General features: G+C 61.7%; 27 protein-coding genes. 2 read left to right on the plus strand and 25 right to left on the minus strand.

Features of this window, described 5'->3' with window-relative positions; translation table 11 throughout:
- The first annotated feature begins 65 nt into the window (after nucleotides 1–65).
- Both IGS61_RS24660 and IGS61_RS24665 read left to right on the plus strand, forming a co-directional pair.
- A complete protein-coding gene (locus IGS61_RS24660) occupies nucleotides 66–1,925 on the plus strand; it encodes a DUF885 domain-containing protein (RefSeq protein WP_230542059.1) in 1,860 nt (619 codons plus the stop codon).
- A 171-nt stretch (nucleotides 1,926–2,096) separates the two neighbouring features.
- Nucleotides 2,097–2,498, plus strand: a complete 402-nt coding sequence (locus IGS61_RS24665) for a hypothetical protein (protein WP_230542013.1) — start codon at nucleotides 2,097–2,099, stop codon at nucleotides 2,496–2,498.
- A gap of 83 nt (nucleotides 2,499–2,581) precedes the next feature.
- Here IGS61_RS24665 and tatC read toward each other — a convergent pair whose 3' ends face one another.
- From tatC to IGS61_RS24790, 25 genes are all read right to left on the minus strand, one after another.
- On the minus strand, nucleotides 2,582–3,340 hold the full coding sequence (tatC, locus tag IGS61_RS24670) for a twin-arginine translocase subunit TatC (protein WP_230542014.1): 759 nt from the start codon (nucleotides 3,338–3,340) through the stop codon (nucleotides 2,582–2,584).
- Nucleotides 3,337–3,870, minus strand: a complete 534-nt coding sequence (tatB, locus tag IGS61_RS24675) for a Sec-independent protein translocase protein TatB (RefSeq protein WP_230542015.1) — start codon at nucleotides 3,868–3,870, stop codon at nucleotides 3,337–3,339. Before tatB ends, tatC begins: the two co-directional genes overlap by 4 nt.
- A 48-nt stretch (nucleotides 3,871–3,918) precedes the next feature.
- A complete protein-coding gene (gene tatA, locus IGS61_RS24680; protein WP_230542016.1) occupies nucleotides 3,919–4,155 on the minus strand; it encodes a Sec-independent protein translocase subunit TatA in 237 nt (78 codons plus the stop codon).
- Nucleotides 4,156–4,235: 80 nt separating this feature from the next.
- Nucleotides 4,236–4,607: a histidine triad nucleotide-binding protein gene (locus tag IGS61_RS24685; protein WP_230542017.1), complete on the minus strand. Its 372-nt coding sequence runs from the start codon at nucleotides 4,605–4,607 to the stop codon at nucleotides 4,236–4,238.
- Between the two features lie 15 nt (nucleotides 4,608–4,622).
- The gene (locus tag IGS61_RS24690) at nucleotides 4,623–4,994 is read right to left on the minus strand and encodes a phosphoribosyl-ATP diphosphatase (RefSeq protein ID WP_230542018.1); all 372 of its coding nucleotides are present in this window, start codon (nucleotides 4,992–4,994) and stop codon (nucleotides 4,623–4,625) included.
- A complete protein-coding gene (gene hisI / locus IGS61_RS24695; protein WP_166448584.1) occupies nucleotides 4,991–5,428 on the minus strand; it encodes a phosphoribosyl-AMP cyclohydrolase in 438 nt (145 codons plus the stop codon). The genes IGS61_RS24690 and hisI overlap by 4 nt, the downstream gene beginning before the upstream one ends.
- 26 nt (nucleotides 5,429–5,454) lie before the next feature.
- The gene (hisF, locus tag IGS61_RS24700; RefSeq protein ID WP_070290307.1) at nucleotides 5,455–6,216 is read right to left on the minus strand and encodes an imidazole glycerol phosphate synthase subunit HisF; all 762 of its coding nucleotides are present in this window, start codon (nucleotides 6,214–6,216) and stop codon (nucleotides 5,455–5,457) included.
- A gap of 60 nt (nucleotides 6,217–6,276) precedes the next feature.
- Nucleotides 6,277–7,050 carry a 1-(5-phosphoribosyl)-5-[(5-phosphoribosylamino)methylideneamino]imidazole-4-carboxamide isomerase gene (gene hisA, locus IGS61_RS24705; RefSeq protein ID WP_230542019.1) on the minus strand — a complete coding sequence of 258 codons (774 nt, stop codon included), beginning with the start codon at nucleotides 7,048–7,050 and terminating at the stop codon, nucleotides 6,277–6,279.
- 55 nt (nucleotides 7,051–7,105) lie between these two features.
- A complete protein-coding gene (gene hisH / locus IGS61_RS24710; RefSeq protein ID WP_230542020.1) occupies nucleotides 7,106–7,744 on the minus strand; it encodes an imidazole glycerol phosphate synthase subunit HisH in 639 nt (212 codons plus the stop codon).
- 38 nt (nucleotides 7,745–7,782) lie between these two features.
- On the minus strand, nucleotides 7,783–8,373 hold the full coding sequence (gene hisB / locus IGS61_RS24715; RefSeq protein WP_010402123.1) for an imidazoleglycerol-phosphate dehydratase HisB: 591 nt from the start codon (nucleotides 8,371–8,373) through the stop codon (nucleotides 7,783–7,785).
- A gap of 19 nt (nucleotides 8,374–8,392) precedes the next feature.
- Entirely contained in the window at nucleotides 8,393–9,487 is a 1,095-nt protein-coding gene (gene hisC / locus IGS61_RS24720) for a histidinol-phosphate transaminase (RefSeq protein WP_230542021.1), read from the minus strand.
- Between the two features lie 33 nt (nucleotides 9,488–9,520).
- Nucleotides 9,521–10,489, minus strand: coding sequence for a DNA-methyltransferase (locus IGS61_RS24725; RefSeq protein ID WP_442908100.1), 969 nt, complete (start codon nucleotides 10,487–10,489; stop codon nucleotides 9,521–9,523).
- The gene (gene hisD / locus IGS61_RS24730) at nucleotides 10,486–11,811 is read right to left on the minus strand and encodes a histidinol dehydrogenase (RefSeq protein WP_230542022.1); all 1,326 of its coding nucleotides are present in this window, start codon (nucleotides 11,809–11,811) and stop codon (nucleotides 10,486–10,488) included. Before hisD ends, IGS61_RS24725 begins: the two co-directional genes overlap by 4 nt.
- A 29-nt stretch (nucleotides 11,812–11,840) precedes the next feature.
- Entirely contained in the window at nucleotides 11,841–12,521 is a 681-nt protein-coding gene (gene hisG, locus IGS61_RS24735; protein WP_035823105.1) for an ATP phosphoribosyltransferase, read from the minus strand.
- 12 nt (nucleotides 12,522–12,533) lie between these two features.
- Nucleotides 12,534–13,784, minus strand: a complete 1,251-nt coding sequence (gene murA, locus IGS61_RS24740; RefSeq protein WP_070257789.1) for a UDP-N-acetylglucosamine 1-carboxyvinyltransferase — start codon at nucleotides 13,782–13,784, stop codon at nucleotides 12,534–12,536.
- 4 nt (nucleotides 13,785–13,788) lie between these two features.
- On the minus strand, nucleotides 13,789–14,025 hold the full coding sequence (locus IGS61_RS24745; protein WP_034753824.1) for a BolA family protein: 237 nt from the start codon (nucleotides 14,023–14,025) through the stop codon (nucleotides 13,789–13,791).
- A gap of 58 nt (nucleotides 14,026–14,083) precedes the next feature.
- The gene (locus IGS61_RS24750; protein WP_076569463.1) at nucleotides 14,084–14,845 is read right to left on the minus strand and encodes an ABC transporter permease; all 762 of its coding nucleotides are present in this window, start codon (nucleotides 14,843–14,845) and stop codon (nucleotides 14,084–14,086) included.
- Nucleotides 14,842–15,759 (minus strand): ABC transporter ATP-binding protein, encoded by a 918-nt coding sequence (locus IGS61_RS24755; RefSeq protein WP_230542023.1) that lies wholly within the window; start codon nucleotides 15,757–15,759, stop codon nucleotides 14,842–14,844. Before IGS61_RS24755 ends, IGS61_RS24750 begins: the two co-directional genes overlap by 4 nt.
- A gap of 210 nt (nucleotides 15,760–15,969) precedes the next feature.
- Nucleotides 15,970–16,317, minus strand: a complete 348-nt coding sequence (locus IGS61_RS24760; RefSeq protein WP_230542024.1) for an STAS domain-containing protein — start codon at nucleotides 16,315–16,317, stop codon at nucleotides 15,970–15,972.
- Nucleotides 16,318–16,369: 52 nt separating this feature from the next.
- Nucleotides 16,370–17,005 (minus strand): MlaC/ttg2D family ABC transporter substrate-binding protein, encoded by a 636-nt coding sequence (locus IGS61_RS24765; RefSeq protein ID WP_230542025.1) that lies wholly within the window; start codon nucleotides 17,003–17,005, stop codon nucleotides 16,370–16,372.
- Between the two features lie 72 nt (nucleotides 17,006–17,077).
- Nucleotides 17,078–17,959, minus strand: coding sequence for an MlaA family lipoprotein (locus IGS61_RS24770; RefSeq protein ID WP_230542026.1), 882 nt, complete (start codon nucleotides 17,957–17,959; stop codon nucleotides 17,078–17,080).
- Nucleotides 17,956–18,426, minus strand: a complete 471-nt coding sequence (mlaD, locus tag IGS61_RS24775; protein ID WP_070219660.1) for an outer membrane lipid asymmetry maintenance protein MlaD — start codon at nucleotides 18,424–18,426, stop codon at nucleotides 17,956–17,958. The genes IGS61_RS24770 and mlaD overlap by 4 nt, the downstream gene beginning before the upstream one ends.
- Before the next feature lie 79 nt (nucleotides 18,427–18,505).
- Nucleotides 18,506–19,288, minus strand: a complete 783-nt coding sequence (gene mlaE, locus IGS61_RS24780) for a lipid asymmetry maintenance ABC transporter permease subunit MlaE (protein WP_230542027.1) — start codon at nucleotides 19,286–19,288, stop codon at nucleotides 18,506–18,508.
- The gene (locus tag IGS61_RS24785; RefSeq protein WP_230542028.1) at nucleotides 19,285–20,094 is read right to left on the minus strand and encodes an ABC transporter ATP-binding protein; all 810 of its coding nucleotides are present in this window, start codon (nucleotides 20,092–20,094) and stop codon (nucleotides 19,285–19,287) included. Before IGS61_RS24785 ends, mlaE begins: the two co-directional genes overlap by 4 nt.
- Before the next feature lie 259 nt (nucleotides 20,095–20,353).
- Nucleotides 20,354–21,817, minus strand: a complete 1,464-nt coding sequence (locus tag IGS61_RS24790) for a glutamate synthase subunit beta (protein ID WP_230542029.1) — start codon at nucleotides 21,815–21,817, stop codon at nucleotides 20,354–20,356.
- Between the last annotated feature and the right edge of the window lie 14 nt (nucleotides 21,818–21,831).

The raw sequence follows: 21,831 nt of genomic DNA on the forward strand, positions 1-21,831 counted from the left end.
TTACATTATCAGTTTATTATTTAGTGATTTTAACAAACAGCCAGATATTCAAGAGATTAACTATGCTGACAAGAAACAAAATTGCGCTCGCCGCATTGATGATGGCATTTACCCTGACGCCGGCCAGCGCCGCCAAGAAACCGCAAAAAAGCGGCAAGGCCGGCACCAGCAGCAGCAAGAAAAAAACCGTCGCAAAAAAGGCGGCCGTCGTCACGGCGGCCACGGCAGCCACGGTCGCCGCCGTCGCCAGCGAGAACAGCAGCGACCGCTCCATGAATAACCTCAGCGGCCAGTTCCTCACGGCCCTGTGGCGCCTGGACCCGGAAAGCGCGATTTCCGTCGGCAAGTATGATGGCGCCGCCAACCTGAGCATTCCCGACGCGGCCAGCCGCCAGAAACAGCTGGCCTTCATCGAGGAATGGCTTGGCAAGTTCGGCAAGCTGAATGCCAGCAAAATGTCGGACAAGCAACGCACCGACCTGGCCTTGCTGACGAACAAGCTGCAATCGGACCGCTGGTATCTGACCACCTTCCGCGAATTCGAATGGAACCCCGCCCAGTACAACGTGGCCGGCTCCATCGATTTCATCCTGAACACGGAGTACGCCTCGCAGCCGCAGCGCCTGCGCACCTTGCTCAAGCGCATCGCCAGCGTGCCGCAATACTACGCGGCCGCCCGCGCCAGCATCGTCAACCCCACGCGCGAACACACGCAGCTGGCCATCGCCCAGAGCGCCGGCGTGCTCAGCGTGCTCGATGACCTGAACAAGACGGCACAGGGCTCCATCCTGACACCAGTGGAAAAGCAGCTGTACAACGCCCGCATCGCCGCCGCCCGCACGGCCGTGCAAGGCTATGCGGCCTGGCTGACGGAGCAGGATGCCGCGCTGGCGCAGAACGGCAATGCGCGCTCCTTCCGCATCGGCAAGGATTTATATGAACAGAAATTCGCCTACGATATCCAGGCCAGCGTCAGCGCCGAGCAGATGTACCAGAAAGCCCTGGCCGCGCGCGAAAAGCTGCTTGAGCACATGGACAGCCTGTCCGACGAGCTGTGGAGCAAAACCATGGGCAACACGGCCAAGCCGGCGGACCGCACGGCGAAGATCGGCATGGTGATCGACAAGCTGTCGAGCAACCACGTGGCGCCCGCCAATTTCGTGCCGGAAATCCGCCGCCAGATCCCGGAATTGCAGGAATGGGTGACCAGCCACAACCTGCTGACCATGGACCCGAAAAAGCCCCTGGTCGTGCGTGAAACGCCCGCCTACCAGCGCGGCGTGGCCGGCGCCAGCATCGAGGCGCCCGGCCCCTACCGCCCGCAGGACCGCACGTATTACAACGTGACGCCGCTCGACGGCGAAACGCCGGAACAGGCGGAAAGCAGCTTGCGCGAGTACAACCACTGGATCTTGCAGATCCTGAACATCCACGAAGCCATCCCCGGCCACTACACGCAGCTCGTGTACGCCAACAAGTCGCCGTCGCTGGTCAAGTCCATCTTCGGCAACGGCGCCATGATCGAAGGCTGGGCCGTGTACGGCGAGCGCATGATGCTCGAATCGGGTTATGGCAACAACGCGCCGGAAATGTGGCTGATGTATTCGAAGTGGAACTTGCGCAGCGTCACCAATACCATCCTCGACTACAGCGTGCACGTGCTGGGCATGACGGAAGCGCAAGCGCTCGACCTGCTGACGCGCCAGGCTTTCCAGACCAAGCGCGAAGCCACGGAAAAATGGCGCCGCGTGCAGTTGAGCTCGGTTCAGCTGACCAGCTATTTCAGCGGCTACAGCGAAATCATGGACTTGCGCGAACAGCGCAAGCAGGCGCTGGGCAACAAATTCGTGCTGAAGGATTTCCACGAGCAATTCCTCAGCTACGGCAGCGCACCCGTGAAAGTCATCAAGGAACTGATGAATTAAGCGACGTTCACCGTCAGCTTGCAAAGGGCGCCGCGGCGCCCTTTTTGCATGCGTTTGCGCTGCCGCAAACCACCGGCTTGCCGATCCATTAAGCTCATGGGAAGGCAGGCGCCACCGCACTCCTCACTGGCAATTGCCGATTTTCCTGCTAGGCTGGATATAGGAGCGTCCATGCATATGCCCATCCAGTTCGACACCCTCGATTACGCCAAACGCCTCGCCTCGGCCGGCGTGCCCACACAGCAGGCGGAGGCCCATGCGATGGCGCTGGGCGAAGTGCTGGGCTCGGCCGTCGTCGTGCATGGCGAACTGGCGGCGCTGGAGCGCAATGTACTGGGGGAAATCAAGCTGGTGTCGCAACAGGTCGATACCAAGCTGGGCGCCCTGGAGTTGAAGATCGATGCGCTGGAACTCAGGCTCGACACCAAAATAGACGCCCTGGAGCACAAATTCGACGCCCGCCTGGAACGCCTGGACTTGCGCCATGGCGCAGACATGAAACACGTGTACTGGATGATGAGCACTTTGATCCTGCTCAACCTGGGCATCCTCAGTAAACTGATGCTGCAGTAAGCGCACACTAACTTTCCTAGCAACAAAAAAGCCGCTGCTCCCGGGGGAGCTCAGCGGCTTTTGCCTGTGCGTCTTGCTTACGTCTAGGACGCTTCTTCCGGCGCCTGCGTGGCCTTGACGAAGATGGGCGCCACCAGCAAGCCCAGCTCGAACAGCAGGCACATCGGGATGGCCAGCGAGAACTGGCTGACGACGTCCGGCGGCGTGACGATGGCGGCAATCACGAAGGCGCCGACGATGATGTAGGGACGCACTTCCTTGAGTTTCGCGATGGAAACCAGTCCCATGCGCACGAGGATCACCACCACCACCGGCACTTCGAAGGTGGCGCCAAAGGCCAGGCACATCGACATGACGAATTCGAGATAATTTTCGATATCGGGCATGAGGGTGATGCTGTCGGGCGAGAACTGGTTGATGAAGTGAAATACCCTGCCAAAGACAAAGAAATAACAGAAGGCAACTCCACTCATGAACAATAATGATGAGGAAATCACCAGTGGCGCGATCAGGCGTTTTTCATGCGCGTACAGGCCTGGTGCGATAAACGCCCACAGCTGGTACAGCACCCAGGGCAAGGAGATGACAAAGGCCACCAGCAGGGTCACCTTCATCGGTATCAGGAACGGCGAAATGACGCCGGTGGCAATCATTTTGGAATCTTTGCCGGTCAGCGAACTGAGCATCGGCTGGGCGATGATGTCGTAGACTTTATCCGGGCCAGGCCACCAGAACAGCAACGCGCACACCACGGCAATGCCGATCGAGGCCTTGACCAGGCGGTTGCGCAGCTCGACCAGATGCGAGATAAAGGTTTCTTCCACGGGGGATTTGCTACTCATGAGTAAAAGGAGGAGGAACTGGCGCGCGGACGGAAACGCGCCACGCGGGCGGCCGCCGACTGCACGTGCTGCTTGCCGCCATGGCGCTGCTTGTACCAGCCAGGAACGGCGGAATTGCGCACCAGCTTCTTGCGGCGAAATTCGCGCGCCTTGCGGGCCAGGTCATCGTTGGTGGCGCGCAGCATGGCTTCATGGGCATCGTGATGCCCATCATATGCACTGGAATCACCGCGCCAGGCGTTTTCCACCTCGGCCAGGTTGCCGGAGATCGAGTTTTCCACGCCATGCATGGATTTCTCCACGCTTTGCTTGACGGAATGGCCTGCCTCCTGCACTTCCTTCTGCAGGTTTTTCAGCTCTTCCATTTCGATTTCGCGCGAAACTTCGGATTTCACCTGATTCAGATAGCGTTGCGCGCGGCCGTACAGGGTGCCGGCCATGCGCGCCACTCTCGGCAACTTTTCAGGGCCGATGACTATCAACGCAACCACGCCGATGATGGCGATTTTAGAGAGACCGAGATCGATCATAAGCGGACAAGGGCTGTTACCGGACGAGGCAAGGGCCCCGCCACGCTATCAGGACTTGCTTTTCTCTTTCGTTTCGACGTCGATGGTGCTTTTGTCGGCCACTTGCGATGGCGCAGCAGGAGGGGTGCTGGCTGCCGGAGCGTCATCGTCGCCCTTGACGCCATCCTTGAAGCCTTTGACGGCCTTGCCGATATCACCGCCGATATTGCCCAGTTTCTTGGTGCCGAAGACCAGCATCACGATAACCAGAACGATCACCCAGTGCCAAATACTCAATGAACCCATCACATTCTCCTTGCGGGACGGTGCCCGAATAGCGTCAACCAATGCCGGTAGTATACACGCGAACCCGGCGCACGGCGAAATCAGTGCTGGCCGCGCCAGGGACGGGGACCGCCGTACACATGCATGTGCAGGTGATACACCTCTTGCCCGCCGTTCGGGCCGCTGTTGATCATGGTCTTGAAGCCGCCGGACGGCACCCCATCGGCGTCATAGCTGACGGCGCAGCCGAACTCGGCAGCGAGTTTCGGCGCCAGGCGCAGCAGCTTGCCCAGTATTTCCGTATGGCTATCGTCGCAGTCGGACAGGCTGGCCACGTGGCGCTTCGGGATCAGCAGCAGGTGCACGGGGGCGGCCGGGTTGATGTCCTTGAAGGCCAGCAAGTCGTCGTCTTCATACACGATGGAAGAAGGAATTTGTTTCGCAGCAATCTTGCAAAAAATACAGTTATCCACGCACGCTCCAGTAGGTCAGTGTTTGTCTGTTTCGCCAGCGTCGCGCAATTCATCCTTGCGCGCCGCCTTTTCTTCCAGGCCGGACAAGCCTTCGCGGCGCGCCAGCTCGTCGAGCACCTGCTGCGGCGTCAGGTCGAACTGCGCCAGCATCACCAGGCTGTGAAACCACAGGTCGGCGCACTCGTACAGCACTTTCGACGGGTCGTTGTCGCGGCGCGCATCCTTGGCGGCCATCACGGTTTCCGTCGCTTCCTCGCCGATTTTTTTCAGAATCGCATCATCGCCCTTGGCAAACAGGCGCGCGACATACGAGGTGGCGGGGTCGCCGCCATTGGACAGCTTGCGCGATTCAATCACGGCGGCCAGGCGTTTTAACGTTTCGCTCATTTGCTCTTGCTTTCCGCGTAAATCGCCTCAGGGTCTTTCAGGACGGGGTCGGTGACTTGCCATTCGCCTGTTTTTTCGTCGCCTTCGAACTTCTGGAAGAAGCACGAGTGGCGGCCCGTATGGCAGGCGATGCCGCCGGCTTGCTCGATTTTCAGCAAGACCACGTCTTCGTCGCAATCGAGGCGGATTTCCAGCACCTTTTGCGTGTGGCCCGACTCTTCGCCCTTGTGCCACAGTTTCTTGCGCGAACGGCTCCAGTACACGGCTTCGCCCAGCTCCACCGTGCGCGCCAGCGCGTCGCGGTTCATCCAGGCGAACATCAGCACGTCATTGCTGCCCGCTTCCTGCGCGATCACGGGCACCAGGCCGTGCTCGTCCCATTTGACCTTTTTCAGCCACTTGGCATTGCTTGCTACGATGGTTCCGTTTTGCATGTTCTTCTATCCTGCTTGTATGTACTTTACGCCAGGCGCATGGGAATGCCCTGCTGCGCCATGAACTGCTTGGCTTCCTGCACCGTGTGCTGGCCATAGTGGAAGATGCTGGCGGCCAGCACGGCATCCGCGCGCCCCACCTTGATGCCATCGACCAGGTCTTGCAAGCCGCCCACGCCGCCCGAGGCGATGACGGGGATGCTGACGGCATCGGACACGCCGCGCGTCAGGCCCAGGTCGAAGCCCACCTTGGTGCCGTCGCGGTCCATGCTGGTGAGCAAGATTTCTCCGGCGCCCAGGCTTTCCATTTTACGCGCCCACTCGAATGCGTCCAGGCCCGTGGCCGTGCGTCCGCCATGGGTAAACACTTCCCACTTGCCGGGCGACACCTGCTTGGCGTCGATGGCGACGACGATGCATTGCGAGCCGTGCTTTTGCGATGCCTCAAACACCAGCTGCGGGTTCGTCACGGCCGACGTGTTGATGCTGACCTTGTCGGCGCCCGCGTTGAGCAGGCGGCGCACATCTTCCACCACGCGCACGCCGCCGCCCACGGTCAGCGGAATGAATACTTGCGATGCCACGGCTTCGATGATGTCGAAGATCAAGCCGCGGTTGTCGCTCGAGGCGGTAATATCGAGGAAAGTGATTTCGTCGGCGCCCTGCTCGTCATAACGGCGGGCAATTTCCACGGGGTCGCCCGCGTCGCGCAATTCCGTGAAATTGACGCCTTTGACGACGCGGCCATTCGTCACGTCGAGGCAGGGGATGATACGTTTTGCAAGCATGATGGGTTCCAGATTGTCGCCAGGCCAGGACACGCACAGGCGCGCCCTGGCCGGGCAGGCTTAAACGGCGGCGTCGGTCAGTTCGTCGGCGCGTTCCTGCGCCTGCGCCAGGTCGATCGTGCCTTCATAGATGGAACGGCCGCAGATCACGCCTTCGATGCCTTCGGCCTGGACCGCGCACAGCGCTTCCACGTCGCCGATATTGTGCAGGCCGCCCGAGGCGATGACGGGGATCTTGACGGCTTGCGCCAGCTTGACGGTGGCGTCGATATTGATGCCGCCCATCATGCCGTCGCGGCCGATGTCCGTGTAGATGATCGACTCGACGCCGTAGGCTTCGAATTTTTTCGCCAGGTCGATCACTTCGTGGCCCGACATCTTGCTCCAGCCATCCGTTGCCACTTTGCCATCCTTGGCATCGAGGCCGACGATGATGTGGCCCGGGAAGGCGCCGCAGGCGTCGTGCAGGAAGCCGGGGCTTTTCACGGCCGCCGTGCCGATGATGATGTAGGTGATGCCGGCGTCGAGGTAGCGCTCGATGGTGTCGAGGTCGCGGATGCCGCCGCCCAGCTGCACGGGGATTTCCTCGATGTCGTTTTCCACGGCGAAATCCTGCACCGCCTTCAGGATGGCTTTCACGGCGCCCTCGTTCTTCGGCTTGCCGGCAAAGGCGCCGTTCAGGTCGACCAGGTGCAGCCGGCGCGCGCCTTGCATCAGCCAATGGCGGGCCATCTCGGCCGGGTCTTCGGAAAATACGGTGGCAAGTTCCATATCGCCTTGTTTCAGGCGTACGCAGTGACCGTCTTTCAGGTCGATGGCGGGAATAAGCAGCATGGTCAGTGTGATTTAAAAGTGAGTGAGAGGCGGAAAAAAAGCCGGAGAGCCAACGTTAAGGTTGCCAGTGAACGAAGTTCTTGTACAGCTGCAAGCCAGCGGCAGCACTTTTTTCAGGGTGAAACTGTGTCGCGAAAATATTATCACGGGCGACGGCGCAAGCGAACGGCGCGCCATAGATAGTCTCGCCCACCGTGTGCGCCGCTTCTTGAGGTTGAGCAAAATAGCTGTGCACAAAGTAAAAATAGGCGTTGTCGGCAATGCCATCCCACATGACATGGGACGCCGTTTGCCGCACTTGGTTCCAGCCCATTTGCGGCACCTTGAAGCGCGAGCCGTCTTCCTGCACCTGGCCGTCGAGCTGGAAGCGCACGACTTTGCCTGGAAGCAAGCCCAAACCGGCCGCATCGCCCTCTTCGCTGCCGTCGAACAGCATTTGCTCGCCGATGCACACGCCCAGCACGGGCTTGCTGTCGGCGGCGCGCAGCAGCGCCTCCAATACGCCCGATTCGCGCAGGCTGCGCATGCAGTCGGGCATGGCGCCCTGGCCCGGCAAGACGATGCGGTCGGCGCTGTCGATGTCGGCAGCGACACCGGAAATGCGCACGTCGGCTTCCGGCGCCACGGCACGCAGCGCCTGCGCCACCGAGCGCAAATTGCCCATGCCGTAATCCACCACCACAATTTTATTCATGTTTGATCCCGGAATCTACAATATAGCGAGAGCGGCGCTCACAGGCTGCCCTTGGTCGATGGAATGATGCCGGCCGCGCGCTCGTCGAGCTCGGCAGCCATGCGCAGCGCGCGGCCAAAGGCCTTGAACACGGTTTCGCATTGGTGGTGGGCATTCGTGCCGCGCAGGTTGTCGATATGCAATGTCACGCCCGCATGGTTGACGAAGCCGCGGAAAAATTCCAGGGTCAGGTCGACGTCGAAGCCGGCGATCATGGCGCGCGTAAACGGGATGTGGTATTCGATGCCAGGGCGGCCCGAGAAATCGAGCACCACGCGCGACAGCGCCTCGTCCAGCGGCACGTACGCATGGCCGTAGCGGCGGATGCCCTTCTTGTCGCCGATGGCCTTGGCCACGGCCATGCCCAGGGTGATGCCCACGTCTTCCACCGTATGGTGGTTGTCGATATGCACGTCGCCCGTCGCTTCGATATCGAGGTCGATCAAGCCGTGGCGGGCGATCTGGTCCAGCATATGGTCGAGGAAGGGCACGCCGGTATTGAGCTTTTGCTGGCCCGTGCCGTCCAGGTTGAGGGCGACGCGAACTTGCGTCTCATTGGTGTTGCGCGTGATTTCTGCGGTGCGGTTCATGGGAGGCTCTGGCGATTAGCTAAACGAGGGATGCCTTGAAGGCATCGTAAAAAAGGGAATTTTCTTCCGGGGTGCTGACGCTGATGCGCAGGCAATTGGCCAGCGCAGCATGCATTTTACTCATATTTTTAATTAAAACCCTGCGGGCAAGCAGTTTTGCGCAAACATCGTCGGAATCTGCCACACGAATCAGAAGAAAATTTGCCTTCGAAGGGAACACGGTCACGCCGGGCAGCTCTGCCAGGCGTCGAGCCAGCGCATCGCGCGCGCTGTTGAGCAAGTCCGCCTGCGCGTTGAGCACGTCGAGGTGCTCGAGCGCGAATTCGGCCGCCGCCTGCGTCAGCACATTCACGTTATACGGCGGGCGCACTTTCTCGAATTGCGCCAGCAGGGCCGGCGCGGCCGACATGTAGCCGAGGCGGATGCCGGCCAGGCCCAGCTTCGACACGGTGCGCATCACCACCAGGTTCTCGAATTCGGGCAGGCGGCCCATGAAACTGTGCTGCGCGAACGGCTCATACGCTTCGTCGACGACAGCGATGCCCGTGTCGCCGAGGGCGGCGAGGATGCGTTCGATGTCGGCAGTGGCAAACAGGTTGCCCGTCGGGTTGTTCGGGTACGCGAGGAAGACCAGCGCCGGGCGGTGCGCTTCGATGGCCGCCAGCATGGCCGGCATGTCCAGGCTGAAGTCCGGGTTCAACGGCACGCCGACGAAATCCATGCCGGCAAACTGCGCCGAACGGGCATACATGACGAAGGCGGGCACGGGCGCCAGCAGCACGGCGCGCTGGCCCGGCTCCTGGCGCGCGCACGCCATGGCCAGGATGGAAATGAGCTCATCGGAGCCGTTACCCAGCATGACGTCGAAGCCGGCGGGCACGCCCAGATTGGCGCAAATGGCTTGTTGCAGGCTGGCGTACGACGGCGGATAGCGGTTCAGCGCCACGCCGGCCAGGCGCGCGCCCAGTTCCTCGCGCAGCTGCTGCGGCAGCGGATACGGGTTTTCCATCGCATCGAGCTTGATGTAACCGCTGGCATCGGCGACCTGGTAGCTTTTGACGGCGCGCACATCGGCGCGCACGGTGTTGCTGATTAACTGATCGAGGAAAGACATGCTGCAAACACTCCTGATGGAATTAAAGGGAGACTAAACGACGACGTCTTCCGGCACGCTGGCGCTGCGCGCCTTGCGGGACGGTGCTTTTTTCACGGCAGCCGGTTTTTTGACCGCCGCCGGCTTTTTCACCGCCTTGGCGGGTTTCGCCGCGGCGCCTGTCGCTGCGGCACGGCGCTTGGCCGGCGCCTTTTTCTCAGGCTGCGGCGCGGCCGGCGCGGCCAGCTCCTGGGCCAATGCCGCCAATCGCTGTTCGATGATGGCGCAGTAGTCGGGGTTCAGTTCGAAGCCGACGAAATCGCGCCCGCAGCGCTTGGCCGCCAGGGCCGTGGTGCCGCTGCCCATGAACAGGTCGAGCACCACGCCGCCGGGCGGGCACGAGGCCTTGAGCATGCGCTCGATGATTTCCAGCGGCTTTTGCGTCGGGTGGTCGGCCCGTTCCGGGTGTTCCTTGTGCAGGCGCGACACGCTCCACAAGTCTTTCGGGTTGTAGCCCACTTCCAGCCATTTCGCGCCGATGAAGATCGAGCGCGAACGGGCTTTCTTGGTGGCCGCGTCGTAGGCGATGCGCACCGCGTCAAGGTCGAAGTAGTAATCCTTGCGCTTGACGAAGAAGCCGATGGTGTCGTGCACCGATGAAAAGCTGCGCACGCTGCCGCCCATGGACGGCACGCGGCGATCCCAGATGATTTCATTCATCATCGCCATGCGCTGTTTCAGCATGACGAAGATCTCCGGCGAATAGCGCCAGGTGAGGAAGATATACAGGCTGCCGTTGGCTTTCAGCTTGGGCAGCGCCGCATCGATCCACTGCTCGGTCCAGCGCAGGTAGTCGGCCACCGACTGCTGGTCCGAGGCATTGCCGTAATCCTTGCCCAGGTTGTACGGCGGGTCCGTCAGGATCAGGTCCACGGAGCCATCGGGAATGCGCGCCAGGCCTGCCAGCGCATCTTCGCAATAGACCCGGTTGACCCAGTCCGGCTGGTCCGCCATCGTCGTCATGGCTGCGGCTTCAGACGCAGTTCGGCGCTGCGCGCGTGCGCCTGCAAGCCTTCGCCATACGCCAGGGTGGCGGCGACACGGCCCAGGGTTTGCGCGCCCGCTTCGCTGACGTGGATGATGGACGAGCGCTTCTGGAAGTCGTACACGCCCAGCGGCGACGAAAAGCGCGCCGTGCGCGAGGTCGGCAGCACGTGATTGGGACCGCAGCAATAGTCGCCCAGCGATTCGGACGAAAAACGGCCCAGGAACATGGCGCCCGCGTGGCGGATCTGCTCGGCCCACTGCTGCGGGTTGTCCGCCGAGATTTCCAGGTGCTCCGCCGCGATGCTGTTGGCGATTTCGCACGCCTCTGCCATGCTGCGCACCTTGATCAGCGCGCCGCGGTCGGCCAGCGAGGTGCTGATGGTGGCCTGGCGCGGCATCGTCGGCAGCAGCCTGGCGATGCTCTCCTCGACTTTCGCGATGTAGTCTGCGTCGGGGCACAGCAAAATGGCCTGCGCCAGTTCGTCGTGCTCGGCCTGCGAAAACAGGTCCATCGCGACCCAGTCGGGGTCCGTCGTGCCGTCGCACAGCACGAGGATTTCGGAAGGCCCCGCGATCATGTCGATGCCGACGATGCCGAACACGCGGCGCTTGGCGGCGGCCACATAGGCGTTGCCGGGGCCGACGATTTTATCCACGGCGGCGATCGTCTGCGTGCCGTAGGCCAGTGCGCCGACGGCCTGCGCGCCGCCGATGGTGATCACGCGCGTCACGCCGGCGATCGCGGCAGCGGCCAGCACCATCTGGTTTTTCACGCCATCGGGCGTCGGCACCACCATGGTGATCTCGCCCACGCCCGCCACGTGCGCGGGAATCGCGTTCATCAGCACGGACGACGGATACGCCGCCTTGCCGCCCGGGACGTAGATGCCGACCCGGTCCAGCGGCGTGATCTTTTGCCCCAGCACCGTGCCATCGGGCTCGGTGTAGCTAAAACCGCGCAATTCCTCGCGCTGGCGTTCGTGGAAGGCGCGGATGCGCTGGGCGGCGATCTGCAGCGCCTCGCGCTGCGCCGACGGCAAGCCGTTCAGGGCCGCCTGCAGTTCGGCTTGCGAAATATCAAACGCCGCCATTTCCGCCGCGCCGCCATGCGGGATGCGGTCGAAACGGTTGGTGTATTCCAGTACGGCGGCATCGCCGCGCGTTTTTACGTCGGCCAGGATTTTTGCGACCGACGTTTCAATCGCTGCATCGGTGCCCGCCTCGAACGCCAGCAGCGTATCGAGCGATTGTTGGAAACCATCCTGGCTTGAATCGAGCTTGCGTATCTGTATCGGCATAATCGGCTTTCTGCTACTGAATGTGTTGTCTAGGCTTGCGAGGCAGTTTGCGAAGCGCGCTCAAATGCCTCGATAATCGGCTGCAAGCGCTCGCGCTTGAGCTTTAATGCCGCCTGGTTGACCACCAGGCGCGATGAAATTTCCATGATGTGCTCGACCTCGACGAGGTTGTTCGCGCGCAAGGTGCTGCCCGTGCTGACCAGGTCGACGATGGCGTCGGACAGGCCGACCAAAGGCGCCAGCTCCATCGAGCCATACAGCTTGATCAGGTCGACGTGCACGCCCTTGGCGGCGAAATGCTCGCGCGCCGTGTGCACGAACTTGGTGGCCACGCGCAAGCGCGCGCCCTGGTGCACGGCTTTTTCATAGTCGAAGCCGGCCTGCACCGCCACCGACATGCGGCAGGAGGCGATATTCAGGTCGATCGGCTGGTACAGGCCTTCGCCGCCGTGTTCCAGCAGCACGTCCTTGCCCGCCACGCCGAAATCGGCCGCGCCGTACTGCACGTAGGTCGGCACGTCGCTGGCGCGCACGATGATGACGCGCACGTTCGGATCGTTGGTGGCCAAAATCAGCTTGCGCGAGGTCTCCGGGTTTTCCAGCACCTTGATGCCGGCCGCTTCCAGCAGCGGCATGGTGTCCTCAAAAATGCGGCCTTTTGACAGCGCCAGGATCAGCTGGGAGCTGTCGCCGTTGTTCGATCCGTTCATGCTCGTTCCTTGTTATTTAATACGTACGATGTTCGCGCCGACGGCCGACAATTTGACTTCCATGCGGTCGTAGCCGCGGTCGAGGTGATAGATGCGGTCGATCAGCGTTTCGCCGTCGGCCGCCAGGGCGGCGATCACCAGCGACGCCGAAGCGCGCAGGTCGGTCGCCATCACGGGCGCGCCGCGCAGCTGCTTGACGCCGGCGATGATGGCCGTGTTGCCCTCGATGGTGATGTCGGCGCCCAGGCGGTTCATTTCCTGCACGTGCATGAAGCGGTTCTCGAAAATCGTCTCGGTGACGCGGCTGGCGCCATTCGCAATCGTGTTGACGGCCATGAACTGCGCCTGCATGTCGGTCGGGAAGCCCGGGTATTCCGTGGTGCGGAAGCTGACGGGGTTCGGACGGGCCGACATCTCGGCGCGGATCCAGTCGGCGCCGAAGGTCATCGTCAGGCCCATGGCGCGCAGCTTGTCGAGCGCCGCGTCGAGAATATCGGTGCGCACGTTGCGCAAGGTGATGTCGCCGCCGGTGGCCGCCACGGCGCACAGGAAGGTACCCGTTTCGATACGGTCGGCGATCACCGCGTGCGAAGCGCCGTGCAGGGCGTCGACGCCCTGGATCACCAGGCGGCTGGTGCCGATGCCGTCGATCTTCGCGCCCATGGCCACCAGCAGGTGCGCCAGGTCGGTTACTTCCGGTTCGCAGGCGGCGTTTTCCAGGATGGTCTCGCCTTCGGCCAGGGTCGCGGCCATCAGCAGATTCTCGGTGCCGGTGACGGTGATCATGTCGGTGACGATGCGCGCGCCTTTCAGCTTGGCGCACTTGGCGTAGATGTAGCCCGCTTCGATGCGGATCTCGGCGCCCAGCGCTTCCAGGCCCTTGATGTGCTGGTCGACGGGGCGCGAACCGATGGCGCAGCCGCCCGGCAAGGACACCTTGGCTTCGCCGAAGCGCGCCAGCATGGGGCCCAGCACGAGGATCGAGGCGCGCATGGTTTTCACCAGTTCATACGGCGCTTCCAGGGTGTCGATGGCGCTGCCATTCAAGACCACGCGGTCGCCGTCCTGCTGCACTTTCAGGCCCGTCTGGCCCAGCAATTTGAGCATGGTGGCCACGTCGTGCAAATGCGGCACGTTGGTCAGGTCCAGGTCGCCCGCGGTCAGCAGGCCCGCGCACAGGATGGGCAGGGCGGCGTTTTTCGCGCCGGAGATGGCGATGTCGCCGTTCAGGCGGTTGCCGCCGTTGATGAGGAGCTTGTCCATGTGCTTATCCTTGGAATTCTTCAGGTGTCAGGGTTTTCATCGACAGCGCGTGGATTTCTTCGCGCATGCGGTCGCCCAGCGCCGCGTAGACGATCTGGTGACGCTGGATCAGGCGCTTGCCGGCAAACGCGGGCGAAACGATCACGGCCTGGAAGTGCTGGCCATCGCCCTCCACTTCGAGGTGCGTGCATTCGAGGCCGGCCGACAGGTAGCCGTGGATCAGTTCTGGAGTGGTGGTCACGATAAGTCCTTGATATTGAATAATGTAGTGATGTGATGTGCCGCAATCAATGGCGCAATTAGTGTCGCAGTCTGTAGCCGCTTTTCAGCAGGCGGATCGATGCCAGCGCCAGGATCACGAGGAAGCCGGCGACGATGGAAAGACTGAGCCATGGGCTGACGTCGGACGTGCCGAAGAAGCCGTAGCGGAAGCCGTCGATCATGTAAAAGAAAGGGTTCAGGTGCGATACCGTCTGCCAGAAGGCGGGCAGCGAGTGGATCGAATAGAACACGCCCGACAAGAAGGTGGCCGGCATGATCAGGAAATTTTGGAAGGCGGCCAGCTGGTCGAATTTTTCGGCCCAGATGCCGGCGATCAGGCCCATGGTGCCCAGCATGGCGGCGCCGAGAAACGCGAAGATGACGATCCACAGCGGGGCGACAAACGACAGGTCGGCGAACCAGCAGGTGATGGCAAACACGCCAAAGCCCACGGCCAGGCCGCGCGCGACGGAAGCGAGTACATACGCCGAGAAGATTTCCCAGTGCGACAGGGGCGTGAGCAGCACGAACACCAGGTTGCCCGTGATCTTAGACTGGATCAGCGAGGACGAGGAGTTGGCAAACGCGTTTTGCAGCACGCTCATCATCACCAGGCCGGGAATCAGGAAGGCCGTATAGCTGACGCCGGGGCTAGGCTCGACGCGGCCGTCGAGCACATGGCCGAACACCAGCAGGTACAGCATCGACGTGAGCACGGGCGCGGCCACGGTTTGCGTCGCCACTTTCCAGAAGCGCAGCGTCTCTTTGTAGACGAGGGTGCGAAATCCTGTCGAAATCATACGGTACCTTTATCCATGATCTGCAAGAAGATATCTTCCAGGTCGGCTTGTTGCAATTGCATTTCATCGATTTCGACGCCCGCCTCGCGCAGGCGGGCGAGGATTTTCTCGACTTCGCTGTATTCGTTGACGCGCAGGCTGAATTTGTTCGGCGCCTGCTGTTCTTCCGGGTGCAGCACCAGGTGCCGCAGGTCGGCCGGCAAGGCGCCGTGTTTCAGGTGCAGCTGCAGCTGCGAGCCGGCGATGCGGCGGATCAGGGCCGACATGGTGTCGAGCGCCACCACCTTGCCGGTTTTCAGCATGGCCACGCGCTGGCACATGGCTTGCGCCTCTTCCAGGTAGTGGGTGGTCAGCACCACCGTGTGGCCGCCTTCGCGGTTCAGGCGCGAGATGAACTTCCACAGGGTCTGGCGCAGTTCCACGTCGACGCCGGCCGTCGGCTCATCGAGCACGATGACGGGCGGCTTGTGCACCAGCGCCTGGGCCACCAGCACGCGGCGCTTCATGCCGCCGGACAGGGCGCGCATATTGGTGTCGGCCTTGCCGGTCAGGTCGAGGTTTTCCATGACCTCGTCGATCCACTTGTCGTTGTTCGGCAGGCCGAAATAGCCGGACTGCAGGCGCAGGGTTTCGCGCACAGTGAAGAACGGGTCGAACACCAGCTCCTGCGGCACCACGCCCAGGTTGCGGCGCGCGTTGCGGAAGTCCGTGACCACGTCGTGGCCATGGATCTTGACGGTGCCCGCGTCGGGGCGTATCAGGCCGGCGATGATGGAAATGAGGGTGGTCTTGCCGGCGCCATTCGGGCCGAGCAAGCCGAAAAACTCGCCTTCCTCGATGGCCAGCGACACGCCGCCCAGCGCCTTGAGCGATTTATAGCTCTTTTCTACATTCGTGATTTGAATTGCGGTCATGTGCTTGTTTCAAGTGTAATGCGTCTGGTGTGATGCGCCGGCTGCCGGGGAAAGCCAGGCTGGCAGGCCGGCGCAGGGCGCCCCTTCCGTGGAGGGTGGCGCAACAGTCAATTATAGTTGGAAACTTCGTGGAACACTTGGAGATCAATCCGGCGGCGCTGCTGGCCTGCCGGCTTGAAAGCTACTGCTGATGCGGGGAGTGGGACAGGATCAATGATGATGCAGGTCGGACGGGCTGCGCTCGGCGTGGCCGCCGGCGCTGGCGCAGTCGTCGGCCGTCAGGGTGCTCGACACGAGCGAACAGACGCCATACAGCTTGGTGAGGTTTTTCAGGTTGTTCGGCAGGTTTTTCAGCTCCAGCACGCCGCCCGCTTCCTGCGCGGCGCGCTGCCACGTCAGCATGACGGAAACGGCGGCCGAATCGACGGCCTTGACGTTGCGCAAGTCGAACTTCGTCTGACCCGAGCGGATGGCGTCCAGACCCTGCTCCAAGGCCGAAGTGGCATTGTGCACGGTCAGGGAAGTCAGGGACTGCAAGGTGTCGAGAGAGTCGGGCATGGCGTCGGGCTGCGCTGGTCTGGAGCTGGGTCAGGAGCTATATGATAGCCGATTATTTGGCTTTGGCGGCGGGACGGCTGGCCAGGGCCTTGTTTTTTGCCTGCAAGGTCTTGATCAGGCCATCGATGCCGCCCTTGCTGATCTCGCTGGCGAAGCTGCTTTTGTACGTTTCCACCAGCCACGCGCCCAGCACGTTGATGTCATAGATCTTCCAGCCGGACGGGGTTTTCGCCACGCGGTAGTTCAGGGGCACGGGTTCGCCGCGCGCCACATTCACTTGCGAGCGCACTTCCACTTCCGTGTCGGCCGGGTCGGCGCGCAGCGGCTTGAATTCCACGGTTTCGTTCTTGATCTGCGACAAGGCGCCCGAATACGTGTAGATCAGCAAGGTGCGGAATTCCGCGGCCAGCTGCTTTTGCTGGTCGGGCGTAGCGTCGCGCCAGTGGCGGCCGGCGGCCAGCGAGGTCATGCGCTGGAAATCCACGTACGGCAAGATCTTGCTTTCCACCAATTCGGTAACGCGCTTGATATCGCCAGCCTGGATGGCCTTGTCGGCCTTGGCCGTGTCGATCACGTCCTGGCTGATGCGTTTGACCAGGGCATCCGGCGCTTCGGCAGCGGGTGCGGCCTGGGCCGCGGTGGCAAAGGCGATGGTCGCCATCGCCAGCAGTTGTTTCATCAATTTCATGGTTCTACCTTTCATGGTGTTGCTATGCACCGGCTGGCGTTGATCGCAGCCGTGGTGTTCTTGTACCGGAGTTTACTCCTGAGGCCTGGCCTCGGAGGCAACGGTATTGCTACCAGATGTTACGAGGTCCGCTGGCGCCACCTCGGCGGCGGCCGTGGCCGCAGGCGCGTCATTGGCAGGCTGCGGTTTGGCCTCGTACTCCGGCTCGTAATCGCTGGTGTCGTTTTTTGGCACTTTGCGGTCGCGGCGGTCCGTATCGCCATCGAAGACCTTGCTTTCGCGCGCTTGCAGGAAGCCGTCGCGGATGAATTCATAACGGTCCAGCGCGGCCGCTTCCATCAGATTGGTCGCGTCGAGCAGCGCGGCGCGCTTGTCGACCACGCGCGTCACCGTGCCGATATTGCGCACCGAGACAGGATCCTTGTAGCGCCATGGGTCGCCCGTGATATCGAGCGGCAGGGCTACCGTGTCGCGCACGGTCGATGGGCCCAGCAGCGGCAGCATCACGTACGGACCAGGCTGCACGCCATACCAGCCCAGGGTCTGGCCAAAGTCTTCGCTGTGCTTGGGAATGCCGGCCTGCGAGGCGATGTCGATCAGGCCGAAGATGCCGAAGGTCGAGTTCATGCTGACGCGCACGACGTCTTGCAAGCCCGCTTCGCCCTTGCCTTGCAGCAAGTTGTTCACGGCGCTCCACACGTCGGACAAGTTGCCGAAGAAGTTGCCCACGCCCGTTTGCACGAACGATGGCGTGACCGTCTTGTAGGCCGTGGCGACCGGTTTCAGGGCCACCTGGTCGACGGTATCGTTGAACTTGAACATCGCGCGGTTGTAACCCTCGAGCGGGTCGCGCGGATTGGTGCCGGTGGCGCAGGCGCTCACGCTGGCGGCGATGGCCAGGGCCAGGCCGATACGCGCCAGGCTGCCTTGGGATTGTTTGGTCGACTCGCTCATTTGCTGTCCTTTCCTTCCGCTGCCTTGCTGTAGATGAACTGATTGATCAGGTCTTCCAGCACTGTGGCCGATTGAGTACGGGCGATCTTGTCGCCCTCTGCCAGGTTCGCCAGATCGCCGCCTGCTTCCAGGCCGATATATTGCTCACCCAGCAAACCGGCCGTCAGAATCTTGGCCGAGCTGTCTTTCGGAAATTTGTAGCCATCTTCGATGTCGAGTTTCACCAGCGCCTGGTAGGTCTTGTCGTCAAAGCGGATCTCCGCCACGCGCCCCACCACCACGCCGGCGCCCTTGACGGGCGCCTGCGGCTTGAGGCCGCCAATATTGTCGAACTTGGCCGTAATGGTATACGTCTTGCTGAAAGACAGCGAGCTCATATTGCCGGCCTTGAGCGCCAGAAACATCAATGCCGCTACACCGAGCAAGACGAACAAGCCGACCCAGACATCCAAAGATTTACGTTGCATAAACAATCCTAAATAATTTTTACTTGTTGCCGCCTGCGCAATATCCTGCCCAGGCCCGCTGTTTGTCGCTGATGAGCAATTACTTGCTAAACATCAACGCTGTCATCATGAAATCGAGCCACCACACCATCAACGACGAAATCACCACCGTGCGCGTAGTGGCGCCGGAGACGTCTTCCGGCGTCGGCTGCGCCTGGTAACCCTGGAACAGCGCGATGAAGGTCACCGCGATGCCGAACACCAGGCTCTTGATGGTGCCGTTGCCGACCTCTTTCCAGACATCCACGCCGCCTTGCATCTGCGACCAGAACGAGCCTTCATCGACGCCGATCAGCACCACGCCGACCAGGTAGCTGCCGACGATGCCGACGGCCGTGAAGATGGCGCCCAGGATAGGCATGGCGATCACGCCGGCCCAGAAACGGGGCGCCAGCACGCGCTGGATCGGGTTCACGGCCATCATTTCCATGGCCGACAATTGCTCGCCCGCCTTCATCAGGCCGATTTCCGCCGTCAGCGAGGTGCCAGCGCGGCCCGCGAACAGCAAAGCCGTCACGACGGGGCCCAGTTCGCGCGTCAGCGACAGCGCCACCAGCAAGCCCAGCGACTGCTCGGCGCCATACGTGGTCAAGGTGTAATAGCCTTGCAAACCCAGCACCATGCCGACAAACAGGCCGGAGACGGCGGTAATCACCAGCGAGCGGTTACCGATAAAAAACAGTTGCTCGATCACCAGGCGCGGACGGCGCCACAGGCCGCCCGACGAGGCGATGATGATAAAGAACGAACGCACGGCAAAGCCGAGATCTTGTACCGCATTGCGCAACCATGCTCCGATCGCCGCCAGGAAACGCGCGATCATCGGCCGCCCCCCGCGTGCAGACCCAGGTCATCGGCCAGCGACTTGCCCGGATAATGGAACGGTACGGGGCCATCGGCCTCGGCATTGACGAACTGCTTGACGTAAGGATGCGTCGACACGGCCATCTCGGCCGGCGTGCCGTGCGCCACGATCTTGCCCGATGACAGAAAATAGACATAATCAGCGATGGCGAAACACTCCTTCACATCGTGCGATACCAGGATAGACGTGGAGCCCAGCGCATCGTTCAGATTGCGGATCAAATTGGCCGTCACGCCCATGGAAATCGGGTCCAGGCCGGCGAACGGCTCGTCGTACATGATCAATTCGGGGTCGAGCGCGATGGCGCGCGCCAGCGCGACGCGGCGGCCCATGCCGCCCGAAATCTCGGCCGGCTTCAATTGCGCCGCATTGCGCAAGCCCACGGCGTGCAGCTTCATCAGCACCAGGGTGCGGATCAGCTCTTCATTCAAGTCCGTGTGTTCGCGCAGGGGGAAGGCCACGTTCTCGAACGCCGTCAAGTCCGTAAACAGCGCGCCGTGCTGGAACAGCATGCCCATCTTGCGGCGCAGCTGATACAGCTCGTCGGTGCCCAGCGTATGCACGATCTGGCCGTCCACATTCACGGAACCGGAACTGGGACGCAGCTGCCCGCCGATCAGGCGCAGTACGGTCGTCTTGCCACTGCCGGAGCCACCCATGACGGCCACAACTTTTCCACGTGGGAAATCCATTTGAAGGCCCGATAAAATCGAACGTTCTCCATAGGCAAAGTGTAAATCACGGATCTCAACAAGATTTGGCACGACGAAGCTCACTATTTTAATGGCGTATTGTAGTGCAGAAACGCCAACCTCTGCTGAGACACCCCTTGGGACAGCCCCGTAAAGGGGAAGAATACAACACTAATGAATCGAAAGTCAGATATTGTAGTGGAAATTTGACCTGCGCATCGCGCACCCATCCGATGGCACTCACGGCTGTCGACTTGACAAGTAAAAATAAGAAAGGCCACGGCGCGCTCCGCGCCGTGGCCCTGTCAAAAAACGAACAATTGCTCGTTAATTAGCGCGGCAGCAGGGATGCCCCCATCAGGAACTCATCGACGGCACGCGCGCACTGGCGCCCTTCGCGGATGGCCCACACCACCAGCGACTGGCCACGGCGCATGTCGCCGGCCGCAAAGACTTTCGGCACCGAGGTCTGGTAGCAGCCGGCGCCATCTGTTGTCGCCTTGACATTGCCGCGCGCATCCGTATCGACGCCGAACGCTTCCAGCACTTGTTGCACTGGGGAAACAAAACCCATGGCCAGGAAGACCAGGTCCGCTTTCATCTCGAATTCCGAGTTCGGCACTTCGCTCATCTTGCCGTCTTTCCATTCGACTCTGCAGGCGATCAGCTTTTCCACCTTGCCGCCCTTGCCTTCGAAACGCTTGGTGGCCACGGCCCAGTCGCGCTCGCAGCCTTCCTCGTGCGAGGACGAGGTGCGCAGCTTGGTCGGCCAGTAGGGCCAGACGAGCGGCTTGTTTTCCTGTTCCGGCGGCTGCGGCATCAGTTCGAACTGGGCCACGGAGGCGGCGCCATGGCGGTTCGAGGTGCCGACGCAGTCGGAACCCGTGTCGCCGCCGCCGATCACCACCACGTGCTTGCCCGTGGCCTTGATCTGGTCCTTGAGCTTGTCGCCCGCGTTGACCTTGTTTTGCAGCGGCAGGAAATCCATGGCGAAGTGCACGCCTTTCAAGTCGCGGCCCGGCACGGGCAAATCGCGCGGCTGCTCGGCGCCGCCGGCCATGATGACGGCGTCGAATTCCTTTTCCAGGTCTTCCGGGAAAATGGTTTCCTTGGCCCAGTTGTTGACATGGGCAGGGAAGTCCTTGCCGACCAGCACGCTGGTGCGGAAGACGACGCCTTCGGCTTCCATCTGTTTTACGCGCAGGTCGATGTGCGACTTTTCCATCTTGAAGTCGGGGATGCCATAACGCAACAAGCCACCGACCCGGTCGCTCTTCTCGAACACGGTGACGGCATGGCCGGCGCGCGCCAGCTGCTGCGCCGCCGCCAGGCCGGCGGGGCCGGAACCGACGATGGCGACTTTCTTGCCGGTGCTAAAACCCGCCGGCTGCGGCGTGACCCAGCCGTGCTCCCAGCCCATGTCGATGATCTTGTGTTCGATGGACTTGATGCCGACCGGATCTTCGTGGATGCCCAGGGTGCAGGCCGACTCGCACGGCGCCGGGCAAATGCGGCCCGTAAATTCCGGGAAGTTATTCGTCGAATGCAAGATGTCGAGGGCTTCGCGGTAGGCGCCGCGGTACACCAGGTCATTCCAGTCGGGAATGATGTTATTCACGGGACAACCCGTGGTGCAGAAGGGGATGCCGCAATCCATGCAGCGCGCACCTTGCACGGTCGCTTGCGCATCCGACAGGTGCAGCACGAATTCCTTGTAGTTCTTCAGACGCGCGGCAGGCTCCAGATAGTGTTCGTCCTGGCGCTTGAATTCCATGAAGCCGGTAATTTTACCCACGATGTTTCCTTTGT

This window comes from Janthinobacterium sp. FW305-129 (genome assembly GCF_020858115.1).
GTDB lineage: Bacteria > Pseudomonadota > Gammaproteobacteria > Burkholderiales > Burkholderiaceae_D > Janthinobacterium.